Below are 21,943 nucleotides of genomic sequence, written 5' to 3'. Positions count from 1 at the left end.
TCCGAAAGCAGCGCGCAGCCGGAACCTCAGTCCCGGCCGCGCGGCAGGTCATCAGCCGAGGCCGGCCTCGCTCATCTGGCGGTTGGTCGCCTCGGCCAGTTGATCGAGCCCCTCGTTCACCGGCACCTGCTTCGCCACCATGCGCTGCAGGGCGGCCGCCCAGTCGGTCGTCACGTTGAAGAAGAGCGGCTGCGGCGTGAAGTAGATTTTCGCATCGGGCGAGGTAACCTGGTAGGTCTCCAGGAAGCCGGGCACCTTCTCCTTCATGTGGGACTGGAACTCAGGGTCCTTCCAGATACTCGCGCGCACCGGGTCGATCATGTCATGATCGCGCGCGCCGAAGAGCAGATGATCGGTGCCGGTCGCCCATTGCATGAAGAGCCAGGCGGCATCCTTGCGCCGCGAGAAGTTCGACATGGCGAGCGACCAGATCCAAACGTTCGAGGTCGGGTGGCTCATCGCCGGGTTCGGGGCGATCGGAGCGAAACCGAGTTGACCCTTCATCTTCGTGGCGCCCGTCGCTGTGAAGTAGCCGAGGCTGTCGGCATCGTAGATCATGCCGGAGGTTCCGGCGCCGAGATCCGCACCCACTTCGTACCAGGTATAGGTCGCCCAGTTCTTCGGGCCGCTATCCTGCACCATCTTGACGAACTGCGCCGTGAACTCTTTCGATTCCTTCGAGTTGACGGCCGATTTCAGCTTGCCTCCGGCTACCGTGAAATCACGTGCGCCGAAATTCGCGTAGCCCGAGAGGAAGCCCGGGTGGATTGTGGCCCAGGAGCGGCTACCGCGCACGCCCACGCCATACATGCCGTTTCCGCCCTGCTGGGTGATCGTCGCCGCGGTCGTCATCAACTCTTGCATGTTCTTGGGCGGGCTGAGCTTGAGCCGGTCGAAAACCGGCTTGTTGTAGGTCAGCATATAGACTTCGAACCCCCAAGGGAGCGCCCATTGCTTGGCGCCCGGCCCACCCAGCGCATCGCCCGGCTTGCCGGACCAACTGTCCGAGGCCCGGAGATTGGGCAGGATATCCTCCCAGTCGTAATTGGGCGCGACCTTCGACTTGTCCTGCAGGAACTCGTTCATATCAACGAGCCAGCCCGCCGGTCCATATTGCCAGGTCTGGTACGCGCCGGTCATGAAGGCATCGTATTCGGTGGAGCGGGAGGAGAGTGCCGCCGTGACTTTATCGAAATACACGTCCTCGGGGAAAATGTCGTAGGTGACATTCATGCCCGTCAGCTTCTTGAAGGAATCCAGATCCGCGATCATCGAATCGGCATAAGGATGCTTGTTCAGAAGCAGCTTCAGCGTCTTGCCCTTATGCGCCTGCCAGTTGAAGTCCGCCGCGAGGGCGCGGGTGGCAGCGGCATTCACCATCATGTCGGCCATCGCGGCCGTGACGCCCAGGGCGCCGAGCCGACGCATCAACTCGCGCCGCCCGATCCCGCGCGCCACGAAGTTGGCGCAGAGGTCTTTTGCTTTCTCGTGCATCTCTCTCTCCTCGCTTATTGTTATGAAGGATGGGTTGCATCCGCCCCTGGCCGCCAGCGCCGCTGCTCGGCCGTCACGGCGGCCGGGGCGATGGCGTTGGCCGGGGCCAAGGGGGCGATGGCGCGGTAGTGCCGGCGAAAAACCCGCGGCGCCATGCCCTTATGGGCCAGGAACTGTCTGTTGAAGTTTGAAAGGTTGTTGAACCCAACACGAAAGCAGATATCGGCGATACTGCTGTCGTCGGCGATCAGCATCTCGCAGGCCAGCTTGATCCGCATGTCATTGACGTAGTGAACGAAGCTCACGCCCGTATGGCGGCGAAACGCGCGGGAAAAAGCGGCGAGGCTGTAGCCGCTCAGCTGCGCCATCTCCGATTCCTGCAGCTTCGATTGAAAATTATGGGCGATGTAGTCGAGCACGAGGTTGAGCGGCTGGGCCATATAGGTCGCCGGGTCGGGGCGATAGTTCCGGCTGGAGAGGATGCGCTTGCCGGTCGATCGCTGCAGCAGATCGAGCAGCGCGAAGAACAGGGCAAGACGGCGAACCCCGCGGGCGGCCAGTAATTCGCGCAGCAGCGGCTCGGCCTTGCGTCCATCCTCCGCCGAGAATTCGACACCGCGCCCGGCATCGCGCAGCAGATCGCCGACTGCGGCCATCTCGGGGAAGGCATTCAGGCAGCCTTGCACAAAATCCTCGCCGAATTGCACGATGAGGCCGCGCTCCGGCACGCTCGCTCCGGGCGGCACGTCGCTGATCCAGTTATGTGGCAGATTGGGTCCGGTCAGGATGAGATTGCCCGGCTCAAAAGTCCCCACATGATCGCCGACGAACGCGCGGCCGCTCGTTGCGGTAACAAGATGGATTTCGTACTCTGGGTGAAAGTGCCAGCGCACCGTGCGATAGGGATAGCCATGCGCCCAGGCGGCGAAAGACACATCCGTGTGCAGGCTGACGATTTCTCGATCAGGCTGCATCGACGGCATGCTCCAGCAATACCGAGAATTTCGGCACACTCTTCCTCCCCTTACGGGAGGGTTTCTTCGCCCCTCCGCGTGTTCGAGCCGGCGCAGTCTATCTGCATATCAACCTCTCTTTCTACATCACGAGGCGCACGAAATTGATACTTTTTTGCCCGCGCCGGTCCTGCTCACGCAGCCGTGCCAGCGGCCTCCTGGCGGAGCCAGACGAGCATTTCACCGGGCTCACGATTGTCCCAGGCGAAATAGGGAACCGCGCGCAGCGGGGCCGCGCGGCGGCGCGGGGCGGCAGCACTGTAGAGGGCGCCCTCCGCCGGCTCTTCCCGCCAGGCCTCGGCCGCCAAGGCCACCACGCCCTCCAATCCGCTTGCGCTCTCGCAGCGAAACCGGGCGCCGGCGGGAAGCACGAGGCTGTTGAGCGCCGCCCCGTTATCCTGCTCTTCCAGGCAAAAGACGAGCGGCCCGCGGGTGAGCGCGACGCGGCCCTGGTTGGCCCCTACCGCGGGATGGCTCCAGAGCCTGCGCACCGCCATGGGCAGGTCGATCGCGAGATGATCGCCAAGGCGCCATTCGCGATCGATCGCGACATAGCCGGAAGGGGCAAGCGGTTCGGCCGGGATCGGCTTGCCGTTGAGGGTTATCCGCGCACCGCTGCACCAGCCAGGCACACGCAAGTGAAGGGTGAAGCGCACCGCCTCGGCCGGCTCGACGGTGAGGCGCACCGCGCCCTCCATCGGGTAGCGCGTCTCCTGCCGCAAGCGCACGGCCGTGCCTGCCACCTCCAGCCGCGCATCGGACGCCATATAGAGATGGACTGCAACCTCCCGCTCGGCAACGCCATAGGCATAGGTGCCGATCGAAGCCACGAGTCGGGCGATATTGGGCGGGCAGCAGGGGCAACGATGCCAGATCCAACGATGATGGGCGCCCCGGCTCTCCAGCGGATTGTCATAGAAGAAGCGCGCGCCGTCTCGCGAAAGGCCGACCAGCGCGCCGTTATAGAGCGCCTGCTCCATCACATCCGCGTAGCGACGGTCGGGGCCCCGGCCGAGCATGCGGCTCGCCCAGAAGACGAGCGCCACCGCCGCGCAGGTTTCGGCATAGGCAGTGGCATTCGGCAGATCGTAATCATAGGTCAGGCCCTCATTATGCGCTGATGGGCCGAAGCCGCCGGTGACATAAAGGTTGCGGCCGGTCAGATGATCCCACAAAGCATCGAGCGCCGGGCTCAGCGTGTCGTCTCCGAATTCGGCGGCGACATCGGCCATGCCGGCGTAGAGATAGGCCGCACGTACGGCATGCCCCACCACCTTGCGCTGGGCGCGCACCGGCAGATGCGATTGGCTGTATTCGTAACTGCCGAAATAATACGCGGCCGGATCGGCCCCGCGCGCCCGCGCTTCGATATCGAAGTAATGCGGCTCGGTCCCGCGCGCGTCGATGAAGAAGCGCGCAAGCTCGAGGTAGCGCCGCTCGCCCGTCGCCCGCCCGAGCTTGACGAGTGCGAGTTCGATCTCCGGATGGCCGCAATAGCCGGGAATCTGCCCCGCGCCCGGCCCGAGAACGCGTGCGATATGATCGGCATAGCGGCTCATGATATCGAGGAAGCGGCGCTTGCCGGTCGCCTGGAAATAGGCGACCGCGCCTTCGATGAGATGGCCCGCATTGTAGAGTTCATGGCAATCTCGCAGATTGGTCCAGCGCTTTCCGGGCTCGATGCGCAGATACCAGGAATTGAGGTAGCCATCCTCGGCCTGCAGCCGGGCATAGGCATCGACTATGCCGTCGATCCGCGCTTCGAGCGCCGGGTCGGGCCGCCGGATGAGGCTATAGGCGGCGGCTTCGATGCTCTTGCCGAAATCCGAATCCCAGAACATCTGGGTGGAGACCGTGCTGTTATCACCCTGAAACGGAATGCGCAGGCCGGGATTGGGCCGCGCAGGGTCGATCTGATCGAGCATGCCGGCGGCGAAGCAGCGGTCGAGCAGGGTATGGACGGTCACGGAAGCGACGATATCAATCCACGTGCCGAAGAAGCCGTCCACACCAATCTGATGCACGCCAAGCGGACGGAAGGGCGCAGGCGGAGCCGCGGAGTCGGTCTGATCGTTCACGAAGACATCTCCCTTGCGGATATCGGCCGTCACTTGACGGAGCCGGCGGTCAGACCGCGGATGTAGTAGCGTTGTAGAAACAAGAACAGAAGCAGGCAGGGCACCATCATCACCGTCACGCCCGCCTGCACCGCACCCCAGTCGATCGAGCCAAAGCGCCCGGACTGCACAACGATCATCAGCACGGGTAAGGTGTATTTGCTTTGGTCGGAGAGGAAGATGAGGGCAGCAAGGAAATCGTTCCATGCGTAGAGAAAGGCGAAGAGGCCAACCGAGATGGTGCCGGGAAAGACCAGCGGCGTCATCACGCGCAGTAGCATGCCGAGATCAGCGAGCCCATCCAGCCGGGCCGCTTCCTCGATCTCACGCGGCACCGTATCGAAAGCATTGCGCATCATGAAAACGGAGAACGGCAACTGCACCGTTGAATAGACGAAGACGAGGCCGAGCAGACTGTTCTGCAGCCCGAGCTTGACGAGGATGAGGAACAGCGGCGTGAGGATGGATTGAAACGGCACCATGATCGTCGCGAGGATCAGGATGAAGATCGGCGCCTTGAAGGGAAAGCGGAATCGCGAGAAGGCATAGCCCGCCAGGGTAGCGACGAAGACGGTCAACGCCGCCGTGCCGAGGGCGACCATGAGGCTGTTCGCGATATAATGCAGAATGCCGCTGCCGAGCGCATCGAGGCGGCGATAGCTCGCGATGCTGAGGCCGCTCGCCGACCATGGCGGGAGAGGCGGCGCACCGGCATCGCGCGCCGGGCGGAAGGCGGCGAGCACGGTGAAGACGATCGGCGCCAGGAACAGCAGGCCGACAATGCAGCATGTGGCGTGAAAAAGGATATGCGGCGGGCGGAGCGCCTTCCGTCGCGGCCGCGCCAAGCGCTCCGCGCTTTTGGCAGGCGGTGCCAGGGTCAGGCTCATCGCAGATCCTCCCGGTCTCGCAGCAGCCAGAGTTGCGCGCCGCTCAAAACCATGAGGATGCCGAGCAGCACGACGGAGAGGGCCGCGCCATAGCCCAGCCGGAAAGACACGAAAGAGGTGTTGAAGATCCAATAGACCGCGGTCATCGTCTCGTTCTGCGGGCCACCCGAGAGGATGATGTAGAACTGATCGAAGGCCAGCATCGAGCCGGTGATGCAGAGGATGAGCGCGAGCGCCAGCGGCCTGCGGACCAGCGGCAGGGTGATGAAGCGGAAGCGTTGCAGCGCGGATGCGCGGTCAATCCTGGCTGCCTCGTAGTAGTCACCCGGGATGGATTGCAGACCGCTCATGATGATCACCATGTAGAAGCCTGCCATCTTCCAGACGACCATGATGACGACAGACCAGAAGGCCGGCTCGAACCGCGCCAGCAGGTTGATCCGCTGCCGCTGGCCAAGGATCGCCTGCAGGAGCGGCGAGAAGAGGCCGGAATCGACATTGGACAGCCAGACCCAGAGCAGGCTTGCTGAGGCGAAGCCGATCACCACCGGCAGAAAGAAGGCCAAGCGATAGGCACCCACCGCGCGGCCTCGCCTTTCGACCAGCAGGGCGAGGGCAAAGCCGGCCGCGATCAGCCCGATCGTGGCGGCGACGGTGTAGAGCACGGTGAAGCGGACCGCGTCCCAGAAGCCGGCGTCCTGCCAAAGCAGGCGGTAATTGGCAAAGCCGATCCAGCGTGGCTGGCCGATCAAGGGCCAGCGATGCAGGGACATCCAGCCCATCATCGCGAGCGGCAGGAGGAAGAAGAGAAGCACGAGGATGAGGGCTGGCAGAACGTAGAGCAGCGCGCCCCAGTTCTGCCGGCGCCGCGGCCGCCGCCTGCGGGGCAAAGGCGCCGCGGCCATCCGGTCCATCGCGCTACTGTCCATGGCCTGATGCTCTTCTCCGCAGGGGAAATGCCGCAAGCTGGCTTCAGGGTGCCGTGTCGATCGTCGTCTGCATTGCCGACTGGGCGGATTTGATCGCCGGCTGCACCGCTGCCGCGTTTCCGAAAATCGCCTTGTTCAGCATCGTGATCCAGGGGCCGTTGGCGGAGTTGATGAGATCGTTGAAAACGGTTGAATAGGGTGTGCGGCCATGCGCCATGGCTTGAGCCGTCACCAGATAGCGCGCATCGAGGCCCTGGAGCGCCTGCTTGATGATATCCTCCCGCACAGGCAGAGAGCCGTTATGAGCGAGGATGCGCTGGCCTTCGAGCGAATAGGCGAAGCGGAGGAAGGCCTCGATCGCCGCAAGCTTCTTGGTGCCGCGCGACACAACGAAGTTATCTCCGCCCGCGAAGGAAGACCAGCCGCCGCTCTCCCCGGGGATGAAGGTCACGCCATAATGCAGCCCGGGGTCTTGCGCGTTCAGCGCACCGATGGCGAAGGAGCCGAGCGAGGTGAGGCCGATCTTGCCGGTGGCAAAGGCGGAGAAGAAGTTTGCACCGTTATCGGTCTCGGCGCCGGCCGGCACCGAGCCATCCGCCACCATCGCGCGGTAGAAATCGATCGCGGCATGCATCTGCGGCGTGTCGAGCGTCGCTTTCTTGCCGCCATCGGCAAAGAGATGGCCGCCCGATGCCCAGATCAGCGGGGCGAAGGTGAAGATCTGGCAGCCGCCGCAATCGCCCGAGAAATAGAAGCCTTTGATACCGTGCCCGAGGGCGGTGATCTTTTTCGCGTCAGCCCGCATCTCCGCCCAAGTCTTGGGCGGCGTCTCCGGATCAAGCCCCGCCTGCTTGAAGAGATCCTTGTTCCAGACCAGCACGGAGGCATCGCCCGAGAAGGGCAGGCCGTAGATCTTGCCCTGATAGGTGCCGACCGAGAGATGCGCGGGGGAAAGCGCATTGAAATAGGGCAAGGATTTCGCGAAGCCGGTGAGATCCTGCAATTCCCCGGCCGCGGCGAAGGCCGGCGTATAGATGAGATCGAGGGTGAGCGCATCCGGGGCCGCGCCGCTCGCCGCCGCGACGGCGTATTTCTGCACCATCTGCGCGGTCGGCACGATCTGCAGATCAACATGATCCTTGCTTTGCGCCTTGTTGAAGGCATCGACGATCTTCGGCATGAAGACCTGATCGTCCGAGCGCGCCCAGACATGGATCGTCTCGGCGCGCGCCGGGGCGGTGCCGAGAACCACAGCCGCAAGCCCGATGCAGGCGGCCACACCGCCCGCCCGCCAGAACCCGTTTTTCATCAAGCCGTCCCCCTCCCTGCGCGGTTACGATCATCGCGTGCCGCGTTATGTTTTTCCTCTAGCCGGCCACCGATCCTCCTGCACCGCAGGATTGCCGTATCACCAGATGACACGGCATCCGCCGGATACCCGGCGAGACCGGCTTTCCCTCGATCATCTCGAGCAGCGTGACGCCGGCCGCCTCACCCAGCATCTTGAGCCGCATATCGACGCTGGTCAGCGGCGGGCGCGTTGCCTGGGCAAAGATATCCCAGTTGTCGTAACCGATGACGGCGACATCCTCCGGCACCCGCCAGCCGCCCGCCTGCAGCGCATCGACGAGACCGCGGGCAATCTGATCATTGCCGCAAAAGACCGCGTCGGGCCGCGCGCCCTCTGGAAAGATCTGACGGAAGGCGCGGCCGATATCGTAGCCGAAGGCCTCGGACCAGGCGCCATGCAAAGGCGCGCCGGCGGCGAGGTTCGCCTCGGAGAGCGCGCGCCGCCAGCCGGCGGCACGCCGGTTCACCGCCTCGAAGTCCTCCGGCCCGGTAACATGCGCGATACGGCTCCGGCCGAGCGCGATGAGGTGGCGGGTGGCGAGCATGGCGCCCGCCTCGTCATCCGGCAGAAAGCTCACGGCGCCTGCTGGGCTTGCAGCATTGACATAGACGGCCGGCACATGCTGCGGCAGGCGCCCGATTGGCGGCGCGCGGTCGATACGTTTGCCCGCGATGACGAGGCCATCGACCTGCTTATCCTCCATCGCCTCGATATTGATGCGCGCGCGCTCCGGATCGTCCTCCACCGCGCAGAGGAAGACGGAGACGCCACGCTCGGCCATGGCGGAAGCGAGGCCGGCCGCGACCGGCAGGGTGAAGCGGCCATATGTATCGTTGGTGATGAGGCCGAGGGTGAAGGACCGCCGGCCGACCAGGGCGCGCGCCATGGCATTAGGCCGAAAGCCGATTTCCTGCGCGATACGCTGGACACGTTCCCGCGTGTCGGGCGCCATCCGCCCGAGCTGGTTGAGCGCCTTGGAGGCGGTGGAGACGGAGACGCCGGCCGCCGCCGCGACATCACGGATGGTCAGGCGCCGGGCGGCCTTCCCCATCGCCGTCACGGCCCATTGATGCTCGCCTCGCTCCATCCCTGCCCCGTGTTGCGCTTTCGGTTCCGCTTACTGCGCAATCGTTTTTTCTCTCATGAGAAAACGTCTTCTCAGCGGGGAAGTCAAGGCTTTCCTACCCACCTCGCGGCGGCAGGGATATGGGCGGACGCGGGCCCCCGCGCGCCACCGGCCCGCAGCCGCGACGAGGCCAGGGGCGCGAAGCGCGCGCTCCAGGCGATGATGGGGTGAGGTGGCGTTACCCCAGCCGGACCACTCCGTGCGGCTGGGGATCGGCTTCAGGCAGCGTCGCGCGCCGCCCAGAGCAGCCCGCGGCGGAACATCTCGCGCATCTCGGGCACGGCGAATTCGGCGGCGACATGGCCGAGCGAGGAATAGAATACCCGGCCCTCTCCGTGCCGCCGCTTCCAGGCGACCGGCATCACCACCCCCTCGATCCAGGGCGCATGCGCGCCGGAGAAGCGCGTCGTCGCCAAGACCTCGTTGGAGGGGTCAACATGCATGTAGTATTGCTCGGAGCGATAGGAAAATGAGGCCGGGAGACCAGCGACGATCGGATCGTCCGGCGCGGTGATCTCCACCGTATAGTCAATGATATTGCCGGGATGCGCCACCCACTGGCCGCCAACCATGAAGTGGTAGTCCACCGCTTCGCGAAAGGCATCGGCCATCCCGCCATGAAAGCCGGCAAGCCCGACGCCGCCTTCCACCGCGCGGCGGAGATTGTCCAGCTCCTCCTTCTCGATCTTCGACATGGTGTAGATCGGCACGATCACGCTCATCTCGGCGATGGCGGGATCGGCGAACGCTTCCGTCGTGTTCTCGATATAGGTCTTGAAGCCGGCTTCTTCGAGCATGGCGGAGACGATTCGGGCCCCCTGCTCGGGCTCATGCCCCGCCCACCCACCCCAGACGATCAATGCCTCGCGCATCGCCGGCCTCCCCTTTTCTTGCGCTGTCAAAGTCCCGCCACCGCCATCGGCTCCGGCCGCTGCGGCCGGCTTTCGATGGTGATGAAGGCGCCGTCCTCGGAGGAACGGCCGATCGCTTCCATGACTTCGAGGACGTGATAGGCGAGTTCGCCGCTCGCCCGGTGCGGCCTGCCGGCACGGATCGCCTGCGCCATCTCGGCCACGCCGAGGATGCGGTAATTGCCATCGGCATAGGCATGCTCGGTCTTCACCCGCCGCCACATCCCGCCGGGGCGGGCGCGGCGGATCTCACCGCCGAAGAAGTTCGGGTCCGGCACGAGGAGCGAACCTTCGGTGCCATAGAGTTCGAGCGGCTGATGCCGATGCTTGGCGACATCGAAGCTCATGGCGATCGAGACGATGGCGCCGCCCGCGAAGAGCAGCGTTCCGGCCATATGCGTCGGCACATCAACCGGAATCTTGGTGCCGGAGAGCGGCGCGCTGGTGATGGTGCGCTCCGCCCGCAGCCGGCTGCCCATACCCGCCACCTGAGCCACCGGGCCGAGCAGGTTGACGAGATCGGTGATGTAGTAGGGCCCCATATCCAGCATCGGCCCGCCGCCCTTTTCGTAATAGAAGGCCGGCGCGGGATGCCAGCGCTCATGGCCAGGGCACATGAAGAAGGCGGTGCCCGCCACCGGCTGGCCGATCACGCCGGCATCGACCAGCTTGCGACAGGTCTGATGCGCTCCGCCGAGAAAGGTATCAGGCGCTGATCCCAGCCGCAGCCCCCGCGCCTCGGCCGCTTGCAGCAGCTGCCGCGCCTCGGCCGTGGTGATGCCGAGCGGCTTTTCCGAATAGGCATGCTTGCCGGCGGCGAGGATCTGCAGGCCAACCGCTACATGCACGCGCGGAATGGTGAGGTTGACGACGATCTCGATCGCCGGGTCTTGCAGCATTTGCTCCACGCTCATCGCGCGATGGCCGAATTCCGCCGCCCGCCGCTCCGCCGCCTCAGGCACGGCATCGGCGAGGCCAAGGATATCGAGGATGGGGAAGCCCCGCGCCGCCTTGAGATAGGCCGCACTGATCGTGCCGCAGCCGATGATGCCGATGCCAACCCGCTCGCTCATTCTCGTTCTTCCTCCCCCCTGAGCCTCAAGCCACGGCGCTCATGGCGATCCCACCGGGCCGGTGGTGTTCCATGGCGCGCCATACAAATCCCGCAAGGTCAGCGCCGCGGCACCGCGCGCCCAGGAATCCTCGCTCCAGCGATGCACCGCAATCTCGGGTACCGGGGCGAAGCCGGGCGGCAGGGCGGCGAAGACGGCGCGGCGGAGGGCAGCGAGCAGAATCTCGCTGGCGCTGATCGCCTCGCCAGCCAGCACCACCATGCGCGGCGCGAACAACGCGACGAGATTGGCGATGGCGGCGCCGAGCGCCTCCCCGGCAGTATCGAGGGTGGCGCCCAGGCGCTCGTCTCCCGCCTGCGCCGCCGCGGCGACCGCCGCGATCGCTCGGCCGGCGCGTGCCGCGGTCTGAAACTGCCCCGGCGCCATCACCGCTTGCGCCGCCGCCAGGATCGCCGCTTCCGAGGCGCGCTGATCGAGCCGGATCGGCGCCCCAGCCTCGGCGCCGGAGCCGAGAACGAGCCCGCCGAGATCAGGCGCCAGGCCATTCGCGCCCCGGAACAATTCGCCGTGATACATGATGCCGAGCCCGAGCCCATGACCGAGGCTGACGACCAGGAAACTATCCATCCCCCGCGCCTCGCCGAACCAGCTTTCCGCCATGGTGAGCAAATTCACATCGCTCTCGATCACCGTCGGCATGCCCAGGCGCTGCTGCAGGGCGGCGGCGAAAGGCACATTCGGCTCACCGAAGATCGGGCTTGATTGACAAATCCCGGTATCGCGCTCCACCCGCCCCGGCAGGCCGACGCAAACCCCCGCGATGCGCTCGGCCGGCAAGCCCGCCTCGGCGATGCAACGCTGCACGCCATCCTCCACCAGATCGGCGATGACCGAGACGGGCTGACGGCTGATGCGAATAGGCAAAGTCAGGCTGGCGAGAGGATTGGCGCAGAAATCCGTGGCGGCGACGGTGATATGGTCCGGCGTGAGCTTGGCGCCGACCACGAAGGCCGCTTGCGGATTGAGCGCCAGGAGCACCCGCGGCCGGCCACGCACAAGATCGGCGCCACCAGTCTCACGCAGATTGGCAAAGGCTTGCGGCACGATCAGCCCATCATCGAGGAGGGCGGCGGTGATGGCGGAAACGGTCGTCGGGCTCAACTGCGTCAGCGCGCAGATTTCCACCCGTGCGACCGGCCCGGCACGGCGAATCGCATCCATCACGAGGAAGCGATTGATCGCGCGCATCAGTTCGGGATCGGCTGTTTTCATCCTGATCCGGATTAAGTCTCCGATCGCGCAGCCTTGTCAATCGAGCGGTTTCGCTGCCCCGCAGCAATTATCTGTCTCTTCTTGACAGCACCGGGGCGGCAGACGCAGAATTTATCCGCATCACAAAAAAAGAGCGCCATCCGCGCCGCAGCTTGAGGGAAACGCCATGCTGAAGAAGATGATCGGCCTCGCTTCCGCGATCGCGCTGCTCGCCGCCAGCGGCAGCTTTGCCGAGGCGAAGACGGTGCTGCGCATCGTGCATGTCGAGACCAACCCAACCGAGATCGCGCTCTGGAACAAGATCGCCGCTGACTACGAAAAGCTGCATCCGGATGTGACGGTCGAATTCCAATACCTCGAAAACGAGGCCTACAAGGCCAAGCTGCCGACCATGCTGCAAAGCAGCGATCGCCCCGCCATCATCTACAGCTGGGGCGGCGGCGTGATGCGCGCGCAGATCGATGCGGGCTATATCCGCCCGGTCGGCCCCGCCGGGCTCGCGGTGATTCCCCATATGATTCCGGCCGATGTCGCGGCATATAAGGTTGACGGTAAATACTACGGCCTGCCCTTCCTCACCAGCGACGTCGCGTTCTTCTACAACAAGGCGCTGTTCGCCAAGGCCGAGGTCGATGCCGCGCAGATCAAGACGTGGGACGATCTGCTTGCCGCGGTGAAGAAGATTAAGGCGGCGGGCATCATCCCGATTTCGGTGGGCGCCGGCGAGAAATGGCCGATGCATTTCTACTGGGCCTATCTCGCCATGCGCGAGGGCGGTGGCGATATCGTGCCGCAGGCGGAAGCCGGCAAAGCCGGCGGTTTCGCGGGGCCCGCCTTCGTCGCCGCCGGGCAGAAGCTGCAGCAGCTCTCAGCCTTGCACCCGTTCCAGCCGGGCTATGTCGGCTCGCTCGCGCTTCAGGCCGCCGGGCAGTTTGGCGATGGCAAGAGCGCCATGCAGCTGATGGGCAACTGGCTGTTGAGCACAGAGGCCACGAGTTCGACGAGCGGCCACGGCTTGCCCCCCTCCGATATCGGCGTCCTCAGCTTTCCGGTGATCCCCGGCACGCCCGGAAAGGCGACCGATCAGCTCGGCGGCGTCAATGGTTGGCTGATCACCAAGAATGCGCCGCCGCAGGCCGAGGATTTCCTCGCCTTCTTCTTCCAGCCGAAATACCAGGAACAGGCCGCGGCCGAGGGTGATTACATCCCCGCCCTGGCCGGCATGACGCAGTATATCAAAGACCCCAATATGCGGCAGATCGCCGAGAATATCGAACATGCCAGCACCTTGCAGATCTTTTTCGATCAGGAGCTTGGCCCCTCGGTCGGCCGTGTCGTCAACGATGCGTCCGTCGCCGTGGCCGCCGATCAGATGACGCCCAAGGCAGCCGCCCGGCAGGTGGAACGGGCCTGGAAAGACTCGCAATGATGGCCGGCGGGCGGAGCTGAGGAGCGCGGCGCGATGTCAGCGAGCGCAAGGCAGCATCGGCGAGACGGCGGCGCGCTGCTGACGGCGCTCATCTTCGTGCCGCCCGCCGTTCTGCTCTTCACCATCTTCGTCATCCTGCCGCTCGGCGAAGCCGCCTGGTTCAGCCTCTTCAAATGGAACGGGCTCGGCTGGCCGCATCTCTATATCGGTCTCGAGAATTACCTGCGCCTCGCACAGAATGCCGATTTTCAGACCGCTCTGCTCAACAACCTGCTCATCATCGTCTTCTCGATCGCGATCCAGCTGCCGCTCGGCCTTGGCGTGGCCCTGCTGCTCGCGCGCCGCGCCTGGGGTGCCGTCACCTTCCGGCTGATCTTCTTCCTCCCCTATGTCCTCGCCGATGTCGCGGCGGGCCTCATCTTCCGCTTTATCTTCGACGGCAATTACGGCCCGGTCTCGGCCGTGGCGCAGGCATTAGGCGGCCAACCGCTCTTCATGCTGGCAAGCCCGAGCCTCGCCTTCACGGCGCTCATCATCGTCATCATCTGGAAGTATTTCGGCTTTCACATGATGCTCTATATCGCCGGCTTGCAGGGGATCGACCGGCAGCTCTACGAGGCGGCGGAGATCGATGGCGCCGGCGCCATCCAGCGCTTCGTCTCCATCACCCTGCCGCAGCTCGCCCCCATGATCAAACTCTCCGTGTTCTTCTCCGTCATCGGCGCGCTGCAGCTTTTCGACATGGTCATGCCGCTGACGGGCGGCGGGCCTTTCGAGCAGACGAATACCATGGTCTCCTTCATGTATAATTTCGGCATCACCCGGATGCGCGTGGGCTACGGCTCGGCCATCGGCGTCGTGCTCTTCATCATCTGCGTGGTCTTCGCACTCTTCTACCAAAAGTTCCTGATGCGCGATGCGTGAAACAACCCTCGATCGAGCCGGGATCGCACAGCGCGCGCCGGGCAAGGCTCTCGGCAAAACGCGCTCCCGCGGCCGGCAGGCGACGCTCTTCGCGGTCTGGCGGCTGGGCGTGCTCCTGATCCTCGCGACCATCGTGCTACTTCCCCTGCTCGCCACGCTCTTTGGCGGCTTCAAGGATCTCGGAGAGCTGCGCACCAATCCGCTCGGCCTGCCGCATGTCTGGCTCTGGCGGAATTACTGGAACATCCTGGCGAGCCTCCGCTATTGGCGGGTGCTCGGCAATTCGCTGTTCATCGCGGGCTTCACCGTTCTGCTCACCGTCACGCTCGCCGCCACCTCAGCCTTTGCCTTCGCGCATCTGCGCTTCTTCGGGCGGCGTTTCCTCTTCAACTATCTCGTGCTCGGGCTCATGTTTCCGGCCGTCGCGGCGATCCTGCCGCTCTTCATCCGGGTGCGGCAACTGGGCCTCGTCGATACGCCCTGGGGCGTCATCCTGCCGCAGGTCGCCTTCGGCCTCGCCATGGGCGTGCTTCTCATGCGCAATGCCTTCCGCCAGCTGCCGGTGGAACTGCTCGATGCCGCGCTGGTCGATGGCTGCGGCTATATGCGCTACTTCGCCCATATCACCCTGCCGCTTTCGCGGCCCATCCTCACCACCGTCGGCATCATCGCCTTCGTCGGCAGCTGGAACAACTACCTCGTTCCGTTGATCATGCTCGATTCTGCGCATCTCTATCCCTGGCCGCTCGGCCTGATGGATTACGAGGGGCAGTATTCCACCGCCTGGCAGCTGGTGCTGGCCTTCATCACGCTCACCATCCTCCCAGCCATCCTGATGTTCATCCTCGCCCAGCGCTACATCGTCGAGGGTTTGACGGCGGGCGCCGTGAAGGGCTGACGCCGGGCCGAGGCGCGCTGCGCTACGGCAGGCCGACGCCCTTAACCCCCGCGCGCCGTTGCTGGATGATAACCGCAATCACCAGCAGGCCGCCCTGTGCGATATCCTGCCAGAAGCTGTTGACGTTGAGGATGATCAGGCCATTCTCCAGCACCCCGAGCAGGATGACGGCGAGGATGGTGCCGACGACGGTGCCGCGCCCGCCCTGCAAGGCGACACCGCCGAGGGCGGCGGCGGTGATCGATTGCAGCTCCAGCCCCTGCGAACCCGATGTCGGCTGGCCGGAGCCGGTTCGTGCCGTCAACAGAACGCCGGCGAGCGCCGCGACCAGCCCGGCCAGCATGTAGCAGCCGATGATATAGCGGTTGAGCGGAATCCCGGCGAGCCGGGCGGCGATCGCGTTGCCGCCCACGGCGTAGATGTTGCGGCCGATATCGGTGAAATGCAGCATCAGCTGAACCAGCAGGGCGACCACCGCCAAGACCCAGATGAGCACGGGAATGCCCGCCACATGGCCGCGGGCGAGGAAGACGAAGAGGTGGTTCATCCCGGTATAGCCCTGGGCCCGCCCATCGGAGACGAGATTGGCGATGCCGCGAAACGCCGCGAAGGTGGCGAGGGTCGCGATCACGGCATTGACCCGCCCGTAGATGATCACGAGGCCGTTGAAGAGGCCGAGGCAGAGGCCGAGGAGCAGAGCGGCGAGGATACCCACCCAGGCGCTGCCGGTTGCCATGAAGACCATCGCGGAGACCACGGAGGTCAGCCCCGCCTGGCTGCCGACGGAGATGTCGAGCCCGCCGAGCAGCATGACCACGGTCTGCACGACGGCGAGAACGCCGACGATCGCGATCGTCGTGCCGATGGTCTCGATATTGCTCGCGTAGAAGAAGTTGCTGTTCTGGAGGCCGATGAAAAGGATGAGAAGGATGAGCGCAAAGAGCAGGCTCACATTCTGCACGCCGATCGCGGCGAGCAGCCGGCGGGCACCCCAAGCCGGCGGAAGCGGTTGCCTCGGCTCCCGCGCCAGTTCCGTCATGCCGCATCCTCCAGAATGGCGAGGCTGAGGATCTTCTCCTCGGTCGCCTCGGCGCGGGAAAGCTCGCCTCGGATCCGGCCACCCTGCATGACGAGGATGCGATCGGCGACGCCGAGCACCTCCGGCAGTTCCGAGGAGATGACGAGGATGGCGCCGCCCGCGGCTGCCAGCCGGTCGATGATGGCGTAGATATCCGCCTTGGCGCCGACATCCACGCCCCGCGTTGGCTCATCCAGGATGAGCACCTTCGCTTCCCGCGCGAGCCAGCGGGCGAGCACCGTCTTCTGCTGATTGCCGCCCGAGAGGGTCGCCACCTCTTGCTCGATCGTCGGCGTGCGCACGCGCAACTCCTGCACGTAACGGCGCGCGATCCGGCTTTCCGCGGCCCGGCTGACCAGGCGCCAGCGCTGCAAGCGGCCGAGAACGGCGAGGCAGATATTGTCCCGCACCGAGCGCTTCATCAGCAGGGCCTGCTGCTTGCGTTCCTCAGGCGCGAGGGCGAGCCCCGCCTGCACCGCATCCCGCGGGGAGCGCAGATGCAGGCTTGCGCCATCCACCTCGATGCTGCCGGAAAGGATGGGCGTATCGCCGATGATCGCATGCGCAAGCTCGGTGCGCCCCGCACCGACGAGACCGGCGAGCGCTACCACCTCCCCGGCCCGCACCTCGAAACTGATGCCGGATACTTCGGCGGTCGTCACCCCGCGCAGCCGTAGCATGGTCGTGCCCGGCTGCCGCGCGCCATGCGGAAAGAGAGCGGAGAGATCACGCCCCACCATCATCCGCACCAGTTCCGGCTCGCTGGTTTCGGTCGCAAGCCGCTCACCCACCGAGGCGCCGTCGCGCAGAACGAGAATGCGGTCGGCGATGCGGAAGATCTCCTTCATGCGGTGGGAGACGTAGATGATGGCGATGCCCTCCTCCTTGAGGTGCGCGATGAGCCGAAAGAGGCTCTCCACCTCATGATCGGAAAGCGATGAGGTCGGCTCGTCGAAAGCGATCACCCGGGCGCCGCCGGTCAGCGCTCGGAGGATTTCGATCACCTGCCGCTGCGCGGGGGAGAGGCTGCGCCCGAGCTGGGCGGGGTGGAGCACGCCGGCAAAGCCGTAGCGCGCCAGATCCCGCGTCAGCTCGGCATGGAGGCGGCGCCGATCGACGAGCAGCCCCCGCCGGGGCAAGGCGCCGGCATAGACATTCTCGGCCACCGAGACATCCGGGATGATCTCCGGCTCCTGCACCACAACCCGCACCCCAGCCGCGCGCGCGGCCTGCGGCGTTGCGAAGACGGTCGGCACGCCATCGGTGACGATCGCCCCCGCATCGGGCTGATGCACGCCGCTCATCAGCCGCAGCAGGGTCGATTTGCCGGCGCCGTTCTCGCCCATCAGGGCGAGAACCTCCCCCGCCCGCGCCGTCAGCGAGACGCCGCGCAGCGCCTGGACGGCGCCGAAGCGCTTGGCGATGCCGTCCATGCGCAGAAGAGCTTTGCCCTCAGCCACGCCGCACCCTGCCCCGCCTGCCGCTCAGCCGCCGCCGGCTAGCTGCATTGCTTCATCACGCTCTTCCAATTCTGCGGCGTCACGATCGTCGTGGTCGCGATGGTCTTGGCCGGCAGCGGCGTGTGGTTGCGGATGCTGTCCACCAGAACCTTCACCGCCGCGCTGCCGACATCATGGCCGCTGATGAAGAGGGCCGCCTTGTTGCCGGAAGGCTGGCCCGCCTGCCAGTCCTTGCAGGTGAGATAGGCGCCGAGCCCGACGCCGATGATGTTCTGCGGGCCGATCCCGGCATTGGAAAGGGCGGTGACGGCACCGGTTTCGCTTTCGTCGTTGCAGCCCCAGACCACCCAATGCTTGATGCCCGGATTAGCGGTAATCACCGCGCCGGTGCGGTTCTGCGCGTCCACCACCGAATTGTCAGTGCCGATCTTGATCACGGTCGGCATCGCGCCGCCCGCAGCGGCCCGGAAGCCCGCCTCCTCGCCCTTCTGACGGTCCTGGCAATCGGAAAGCTGTTCCTCGAAGGCGGCGGCGATCCGCGTCTCCTGCGCCGTCCACCCGGCCTTCTTGTAGAGTGCACCGGCAGCCTGGCCGACCTTGTAGCCCATCTGATAGCTGTCGAACCCGACGAAGGCGGCAGGCACGCCCGCGCCGCTCTTGATCGGATCATCCGAGGCGACTAGCGGGATCTTCGCGCGGCTTGCCATATCAATCACCTCGGGGCCGATCTGCTGATCGGGCACCACGATCGCGATACCGTTCACCTTCTGCCCGACCATGACGTTCATGGCGCTGATCGCGGCGTTGGAATCCATATTGACGTTGACCACGTCGATCTTGACGTGTCCGAGGGCCGCAGCCTCGTCCTTCGCGCCCTGCGCCTCATCGACGAAATACTGCTGATCGCCCTGCTTCTGGATATAGGCGATGGTGAGCGGCGCGCTTTGCGCTCGCGCGGCCGCCACTCCCATCACGCCGCCGGCCGCGACCAGGGCGAGCGCCACGCCGAGCCTGCAGGATAATCTGATCATGAGCCGCTCCTCCTCGAATTATTGTTTTGTGCCCGGAGCCTGCCGGGTTTCAGTGCGATAGACGAAGCAGCCTTAGTCAAACATCCGATGTTTGGCGGAGTCAAGTCAGGTAAATTATCGGCCCCGGCAACTTTCGTGCGCCCGCTTCAGGAGGCCTGGCGGGCACGTTCCTCCAAGTGCAGATCCTTGGCCGCGACCGTCAGCAGCCGCCGCATCGCCCGATCCGCCCGCGCCTCGCTGCGCAGGCGGATCGCCTCCAGAACCTCGGCATGCACCGCGAAGGCTTCGTCATCCGAAGGCGCCGTTTCGGTGGACACACGGAAGGCCGCGAGCAGGACGGAGGCGATCGTGCCGCCCCATTGTTCGAGAAACATATTGCCGCTGGCGGAGAGCACGGAGACGTGGAAATCGAGATCGGCCTGCAGGCGCTCACCAAGGCTGCGGGCAGTCTTCATGCGCAGGAAGGCGTTTTCGATCATCGCCAACTGGGCCGCGGTGGCATTGGCCGCCGCCATCGCCGCGGCCCCCGGCTCGATCAGCAGCCGGCATTTGAGGAGGCTGGCGAAGATCTCGCGGCCGAGTTCGGGCCCGCACCAGGAGAGGAGTTCCGGATCCATCATGTTCCAGCCGGAGCGTGGCCGCACCCGCGTGCCGATGCGCGGCCGCACTTCGAGCATGCCCTTGGCGCTCAAGACCTTGATCGCCTCGCGCATGGCGGAGCGGCTGACGCCGAGTTCCGCCCCCAGCTCCTCCATGCTTGGCAGCAGGCTGCCGCTCGGGAACTGGCCCGTCAGCACCCGACGGGCGAGTTCGGCGACCACGATCTGATGGACGCGCGGGCGCGTCTGATTTCCGCCTTGCATTCCCTATTCATCCGACTACTCTTCTACTAACGTCATACTCTTCAATCGCCCGTAGGCCAAGAACAATGCCCCGAACCCAATCGGCAGACCGCCGGGCCGCCTCCCTTCGGGAGGGCGCGGCATGAAGATCACCGGGCTGCGCACCCTCGTCGTCAATGCCGAAATGCGGAACTGGATCTTCGTCCGCGTCGAGACCGACCAGCCCGGCCTCTACGGCTGGGGGGAAGCGACGCTCGAATGGAAAACCCGCGCGGTCACCGGCGCGGTCGAGGATCTGGCGCCCCTCATCATCGGCAAGGATCCGCGCGATATCGAAAACCTCGTGCGCATCATGCACAAGCACGGCTTCTGGCGCATCGGCGTCATCGGCAGCAGCGCGATCGCCGGGATCGAGGTCGCACTCTGGGACATTCTCGGCAAAAGCGTCGGCCTGCCCGTCTGGCGGCTGCTCGGCGGCAAGATGCGGGAGCGGGTGCCGGTCTATACCCATCTCGGCCTTGGCCAGGTCAACGCCGTGTACAACTCGATGTCGGCCGGCCCGCTCATCGAGCGCGCGCAGGAGGTGCTCGCCCTCGGCTATCGCGCGATGAAGGTGGTCTTTATCCCTTATACCCACTACACCGCCTCCAACCGGGCGATCGACCAGGTTGCCCGCATGATGCAGGATCTGCGCGCGGCGGTGGGCGAGGAGGTGGAGCTGATGGTCGATTTCCACGGCCGCTGCGCCTCGGCTGGGGCCGCGCTGCATTATATCGACGCGCTCGCCGCCGGCCGCCCGCTCTTCGTCGAAGAGCCTCTGCCGCCGCAGGACGTCGCCGGGTTGAAAAGCATCGCCGATCGCAGCCATGTGCCGCTGGCGGCAGGGGAGAGGCTGATCGACCGCTGGGAGTTCGAGCCTTTCTTCCGGGCCCGCGCGATCGATATCGCCCAGCCCGATCTCTGCCATGTCGGCGGCTTCACCGAAGCGCGCAAGATCGCCGCGATGGCGGAACTGGCCGGCGCCGGCATCGCGCCGCACAACCCGCTCGGGCCGCTCGCCGGCGTCGCGGCGCTTCATTTTGATATTGCAACACCAAATTTCGTCATTCAGGAGGAGATGGTCGGTGCCGTCCCCTGGTATGGCGAGGTTCTGCAAGGGCCGATCCGCATGATCGACGGCGCCTGGCAATTGCCCGAGGCGCCCGGCCTCGGCATCGAGATCGACGAGCGGGTCGCTGCCCGCCATCCTTTCAAGCAGGAGATCATGACGGCGGCCGAAGCGGTGCTGCCCGATGGCACGGTGGTGGACTGGTGAGCGCGAGCGGTGGCCGGCTCGCCGGCAAGATCGCCCTGATCACCGGCGCGGGGCGCGGGATTGGCGCGGCGACCGCCCGCGCCTTCGCGCGCGAGGGTGCGGCCGTGGTCATCGCCGAGCGTGACGAGGCGAGCGGCGCGGCCACCGCCGCGGCAATCCAGGCGGCGGGTGGCCGCAGCCTCTTCGTGTTGACCGATATTGCCGAGCCCGACGCCGCCGAGCGCTGCGTGCAGCAAACCCTCGCCGCATTCGGCCGTATCGACTGCCTGGTCAACAACGCCGGCATCAACGTCTTTCACGAGCCGCTGGAGACGACGGAGGCCGAGTGGCGGCGATGCTTCACGGTCGATCTCGAAGGGGTCTGGCATATGTGCAAGGCGGCACTGCCGGCGATGCTGGGCGAGCGCGCGGGGAGCATCGTCAACATCGCCTCAAGCCATTCGAGCACCATCATCCCGAATACCTTTCCCTACCCCGTCGCCAAGCATGGTCTGCTCGGCCTCACCCGGGCGCTCGGCATCCAATATGCGGCGCAGGGCGTGCGCGTGAACGCGATCGCCCCCGGCTATATCGAGACGGAGGCGGCGCGGGCCTATTGGGCAAGCTTCGCCGATCCGGAGGCCGAGCGGCGCAAGGCCTATGATCTGCATCCGCCGAAGCGGATCGGGCGGCCCGAAGAAGTCGCGATGACGGCGCTTTTCCTCGCCTCCGACGAAGCGCCCTTCATCAATGCCGCCTGTATCGCGATCGATGGCGGGCGCTCGGTGCTCTATCACGAATGATACGGCGGCGC

At 65.4% G+C, this 21,943-nt stretch carries 19 protein-coding genes; 5 read left to right on the top strand and 14 right to left on the bottom strand.

Annotated elements, in window-relative coordinates; genetic code table 11:
• Window positions 1-51: 51 nt before the first annotated feature.
• The 10 genes from ACYQ7X_RS03520 to ACYQ7X_RS03475 all read right to left on the bottom strand — a co-directional run bounded on the left by ACYQ7X_RS03520 (window position 52) and on the right by ACYQ7X_RS03475 (window position 12,173).
• Window positions 52-1,494 (bottom strand): ABC transporter substrate-binding protein, encoded by a 1,443-nt coding sequence (locus ACYQ7X_RS03520; RefSeq protein ID WP_459695448.1) that lies wholly within the window; start codon window positions 1,492-1,494, stop codon window positions 52-54.
• A 20-nt stretch (window positions 1,495-1,514) separates the two neighbouring features.
• Window positions 1,515-2,468, bottom strand: a complete 954-nt coding sequence (locus ACYQ7X_RS03515; RefSeq protein WP_459695447.1) for an AraC family transcriptional regulator — start codon at window positions 2,466-2,468, stop codon at window positions 1,515-1,517.
• 173 nt (window positions 2,469-2,641) lie between these two features.
• Window positions 2,642-4,585 (bottom strand): glycoside hydrolase family 127 protein, encoded by a 1,944-nt coding sequence (locus ACYQ7X_RS03510; protein WP_459695446.1) that lies wholly within the window; start codon window positions 4,583-4,585, stop codon window positions 2,642-2,644.
• Between the two features lie 29 nt (window positions 4,586-4,614).
• Window positions 4,615-5,511, bottom strand: coding sequence for a carbohydrate ABC transporter permease (locus tag ACYQ7X_RS03505; RefSeq protein WP_459695445.1), 897 nt, complete (start codon window positions 5,509-5,511; stop codon window positions 4,615-4,617).
• Complete coding sequence (locus ACYQ7X_RS03500) at window positions 5,508-6,440, bottom strand: carbohydrate ABC transporter permease (RefSeq protein WP_459695444.1); 933 nt, start codon at window positions 6,438-6,440, stop codon at window positions 5,508-5,510. Before ACYQ7X_RS03500 ends, ACYQ7X_RS03505 begins: the two co-directional genes overlap by 4 nt.
• A gap of 43 nt (window positions 6,441-6,483) precedes the next feature.
• Entirely contained in the window at window positions 6,484-7,749 is a 1,266-nt protein-coding gene (locus ACYQ7X_RS03495) for an ABC transporter substrate-binding protein (protein ID WP_459695443.1), read from the bottom strand.
• Window positions 7,750-7,807: 58 nt separating this feature from the next.
• A complete protein-coding gene (locus ACYQ7X_RS03490; RefSeq protein ID WP_459695620.1) occupies window positions 7,808-8,842 on the bottom strand; it encodes a LacI family DNA-binding transcriptional regulator in 1,035 nt (344 codons plus the stop codon).
• A 293-nt stretch (window positions 8,843-9,135) separates the two neighbouring features.
• A complete protein-coding gene (locus tag ACYQ7X_RS03485; protein WP_459695442.1) occupies window positions 9,136-9,789 on the bottom strand; it encodes a ThuA domain-containing protein in 654 nt (217 codons plus the stop codon).
• A 26-nt stretch (window positions 9,790-9,815) separates the two neighbouring features.
• Entirely contained in the window at window positions 9,816-10,901 is a 1,086-nt protein-coding gene (locus ACYQ7X_RS03480; RefSeq protein WP_459695441.1) for a Gfo/Idh/MocA family protein, read from the bottom strand.
• A gap of 39 nt (window positions 10,902-10,940) precedes the next feature.
• Window positions 10,941-12,173, bottom strand: coding sequence for an ROK family protein (locus tag ACYQ7X_RS03475; RefSeq protein ID WP_459695440.1), 1,233 nt, complete (start codon window positions 12,171-12,173; stop codon window positions 10,941-10,943).
• Window positions 12,174-12,339: 166 nt separating this feature from the next.
• On the opposite strand from ACYQ7X_RS03475, the gene ACYQ7X_RS03470 reads away from it, so the two are divergent.
• From ACYQ7X_RS03470 to ACYQ7X_RS03460, 3 genes are read left to right on the top strand one after another with little or no spacing between them, the layout of a single operon-like run.
• A complete protein-coding gene (locus ACYQ7X_RS03470) occupies window positions 12,340-13,602 on the top strand; it encodes an extracellular solute-binding protein (RefSeq protein WP_459695439.1) in 1,263 nt (420 codons plus the stop codon).
• A 33-nt stretch (window positions 13,603-13,635) separates the two neighbouring features.
• Window positions 13,636-14,526, top strand: coding sequence for a carbohydrate ABC transporter permease (locus tag ACYQ7X_RS03465; RefSeq protein WP_459695438.1), 891 nt, complete (start codon window positions 13,636-13,638; stop codon window positions 14,524-14,526).
• Entirely contained in the window at window positions 14,519-15,424 is a 906-nt protein-coding gene (locus ACYQ7X_RS03460; protein WP_459695437.1) for a carbohydrate ABC transporter permease, read from the top strand. The genes ACYQ7X_RS03465 and ACYQ7X_RS03460 overlap by 8 nt, the downstream gene beginning before the upstream one ends.
• 22 nt (window positions 15,425-15,446) lie before the next feature.
• Here the strand turns inward: ACYQ7X_RS03460 and ACYQ7X_RS03455 are convergent, their stop codons facing one another.
• The 4 genes from ACYQ7X_RS03455 to ACYQ7X_RS03440 all read right to left on the bottom strand — a co-directional run bounded on the left by ACYQ7X_RS03455 (window position 15,447) and on the right by ACYQ7X_RS03440 (window position 19,856).
• Window positions 15,447-16,463: an ABC transporter permease gene (locus ACYQ7X_RS03455; protein ID WP_459695436.1), complete on the bottom strand. Its 1,017-nt coding sequence runs from the start codon at window positions 16,461-16,463 to the stop codon at window positions 15,447-15,449.
• The gene (locus ACYQ7X_RS03450; protein ID WP_459695435.1) at window positions 16,460-17,962 is read right to left on the bottom strand and encodes a sugar ABC transporter ATP-binding protein; all 1,503 of its coding nucleotides are present in this window, start codon (window positions 17,960-17,962) and stop codon (window positions 16,460-16,462) included. The genes ACYQ7X_RS03455 and ACYQ7X_RS03450 overlap by 4 nt, the downstream gene beginning before the upstream one ends.
• 38 nt (window positions 17,963-18,000) lie before the next feature.
• Complete coding sequence (locus tag ACYQ7X_RS03445; protein ID WP_459695434.1) at window positions 18,001-18,993, bottom strand: substrate-binding domain-containing protein; 993 nt, start codon at window positions 18,991-18,993, stop codon at window positions 18,001-18,003.
• Window positions 18,994-19,139: 146 nt separating this feature from the next.
• Window positions 19,140-19,856 carry a FadR/GntR family transcriptional regulator gene (locus ACYQ7X_RS03440; protein WP_459695433.1) on the bottom strand — a complete coding sequence of 239 codons (717 nt, stop codon included), beginning with the start codon at window positions 19,854-19,856 and terminating at the stop codon, window positions 19,140-19,142.
• Window positions 19,857-19,977: 121 nt separating this feature from the next.
• Here ACYQ7X_RS03440 and dgoD point away from each other — a divergent pair, with 121 nt between their 5' ends.
• Both dgoD and ACYQ7X_RS03430 read left to right on the top strand, forming a co-directional pair.
• Window positions 19,978-21,150 carry a galactonate dehydratase gene (dgoD, locus tag ACYQ7X_RS03435; RefSeq protein ID WP_459695432.1) on the top strand — a complete coding sequence of 391 codons (1,173 nt, stop codon included), beginning with the start codon at window positions 19,978-19,980 and terminating at the stop codon, window positions 21,148-21,150.
• Complete coding sequence (locus ACYQ7X_RS03430) at window positions 21,147-21,932, top strand: SDR family oxidoreductase (protein WP_459695431.1); 786 nt, start codon at window positions 21,147-21,149, stop codon at window positions 21,930-21,932. Before dgoD ends, ACYQ7X_RS03430 begins: the two co-directional genes overlap by 4 nt.
• Window positions 21,933-21,943: the final 11 nt, after the last annotated feature.

The organism is Acidisoma sp. C75 (assembly GCF_054665095.1).
Note: the sequence above shows the minus strand (reverse complement) of the source record. Positions and strands in the feature narration are given on the sequence as shown.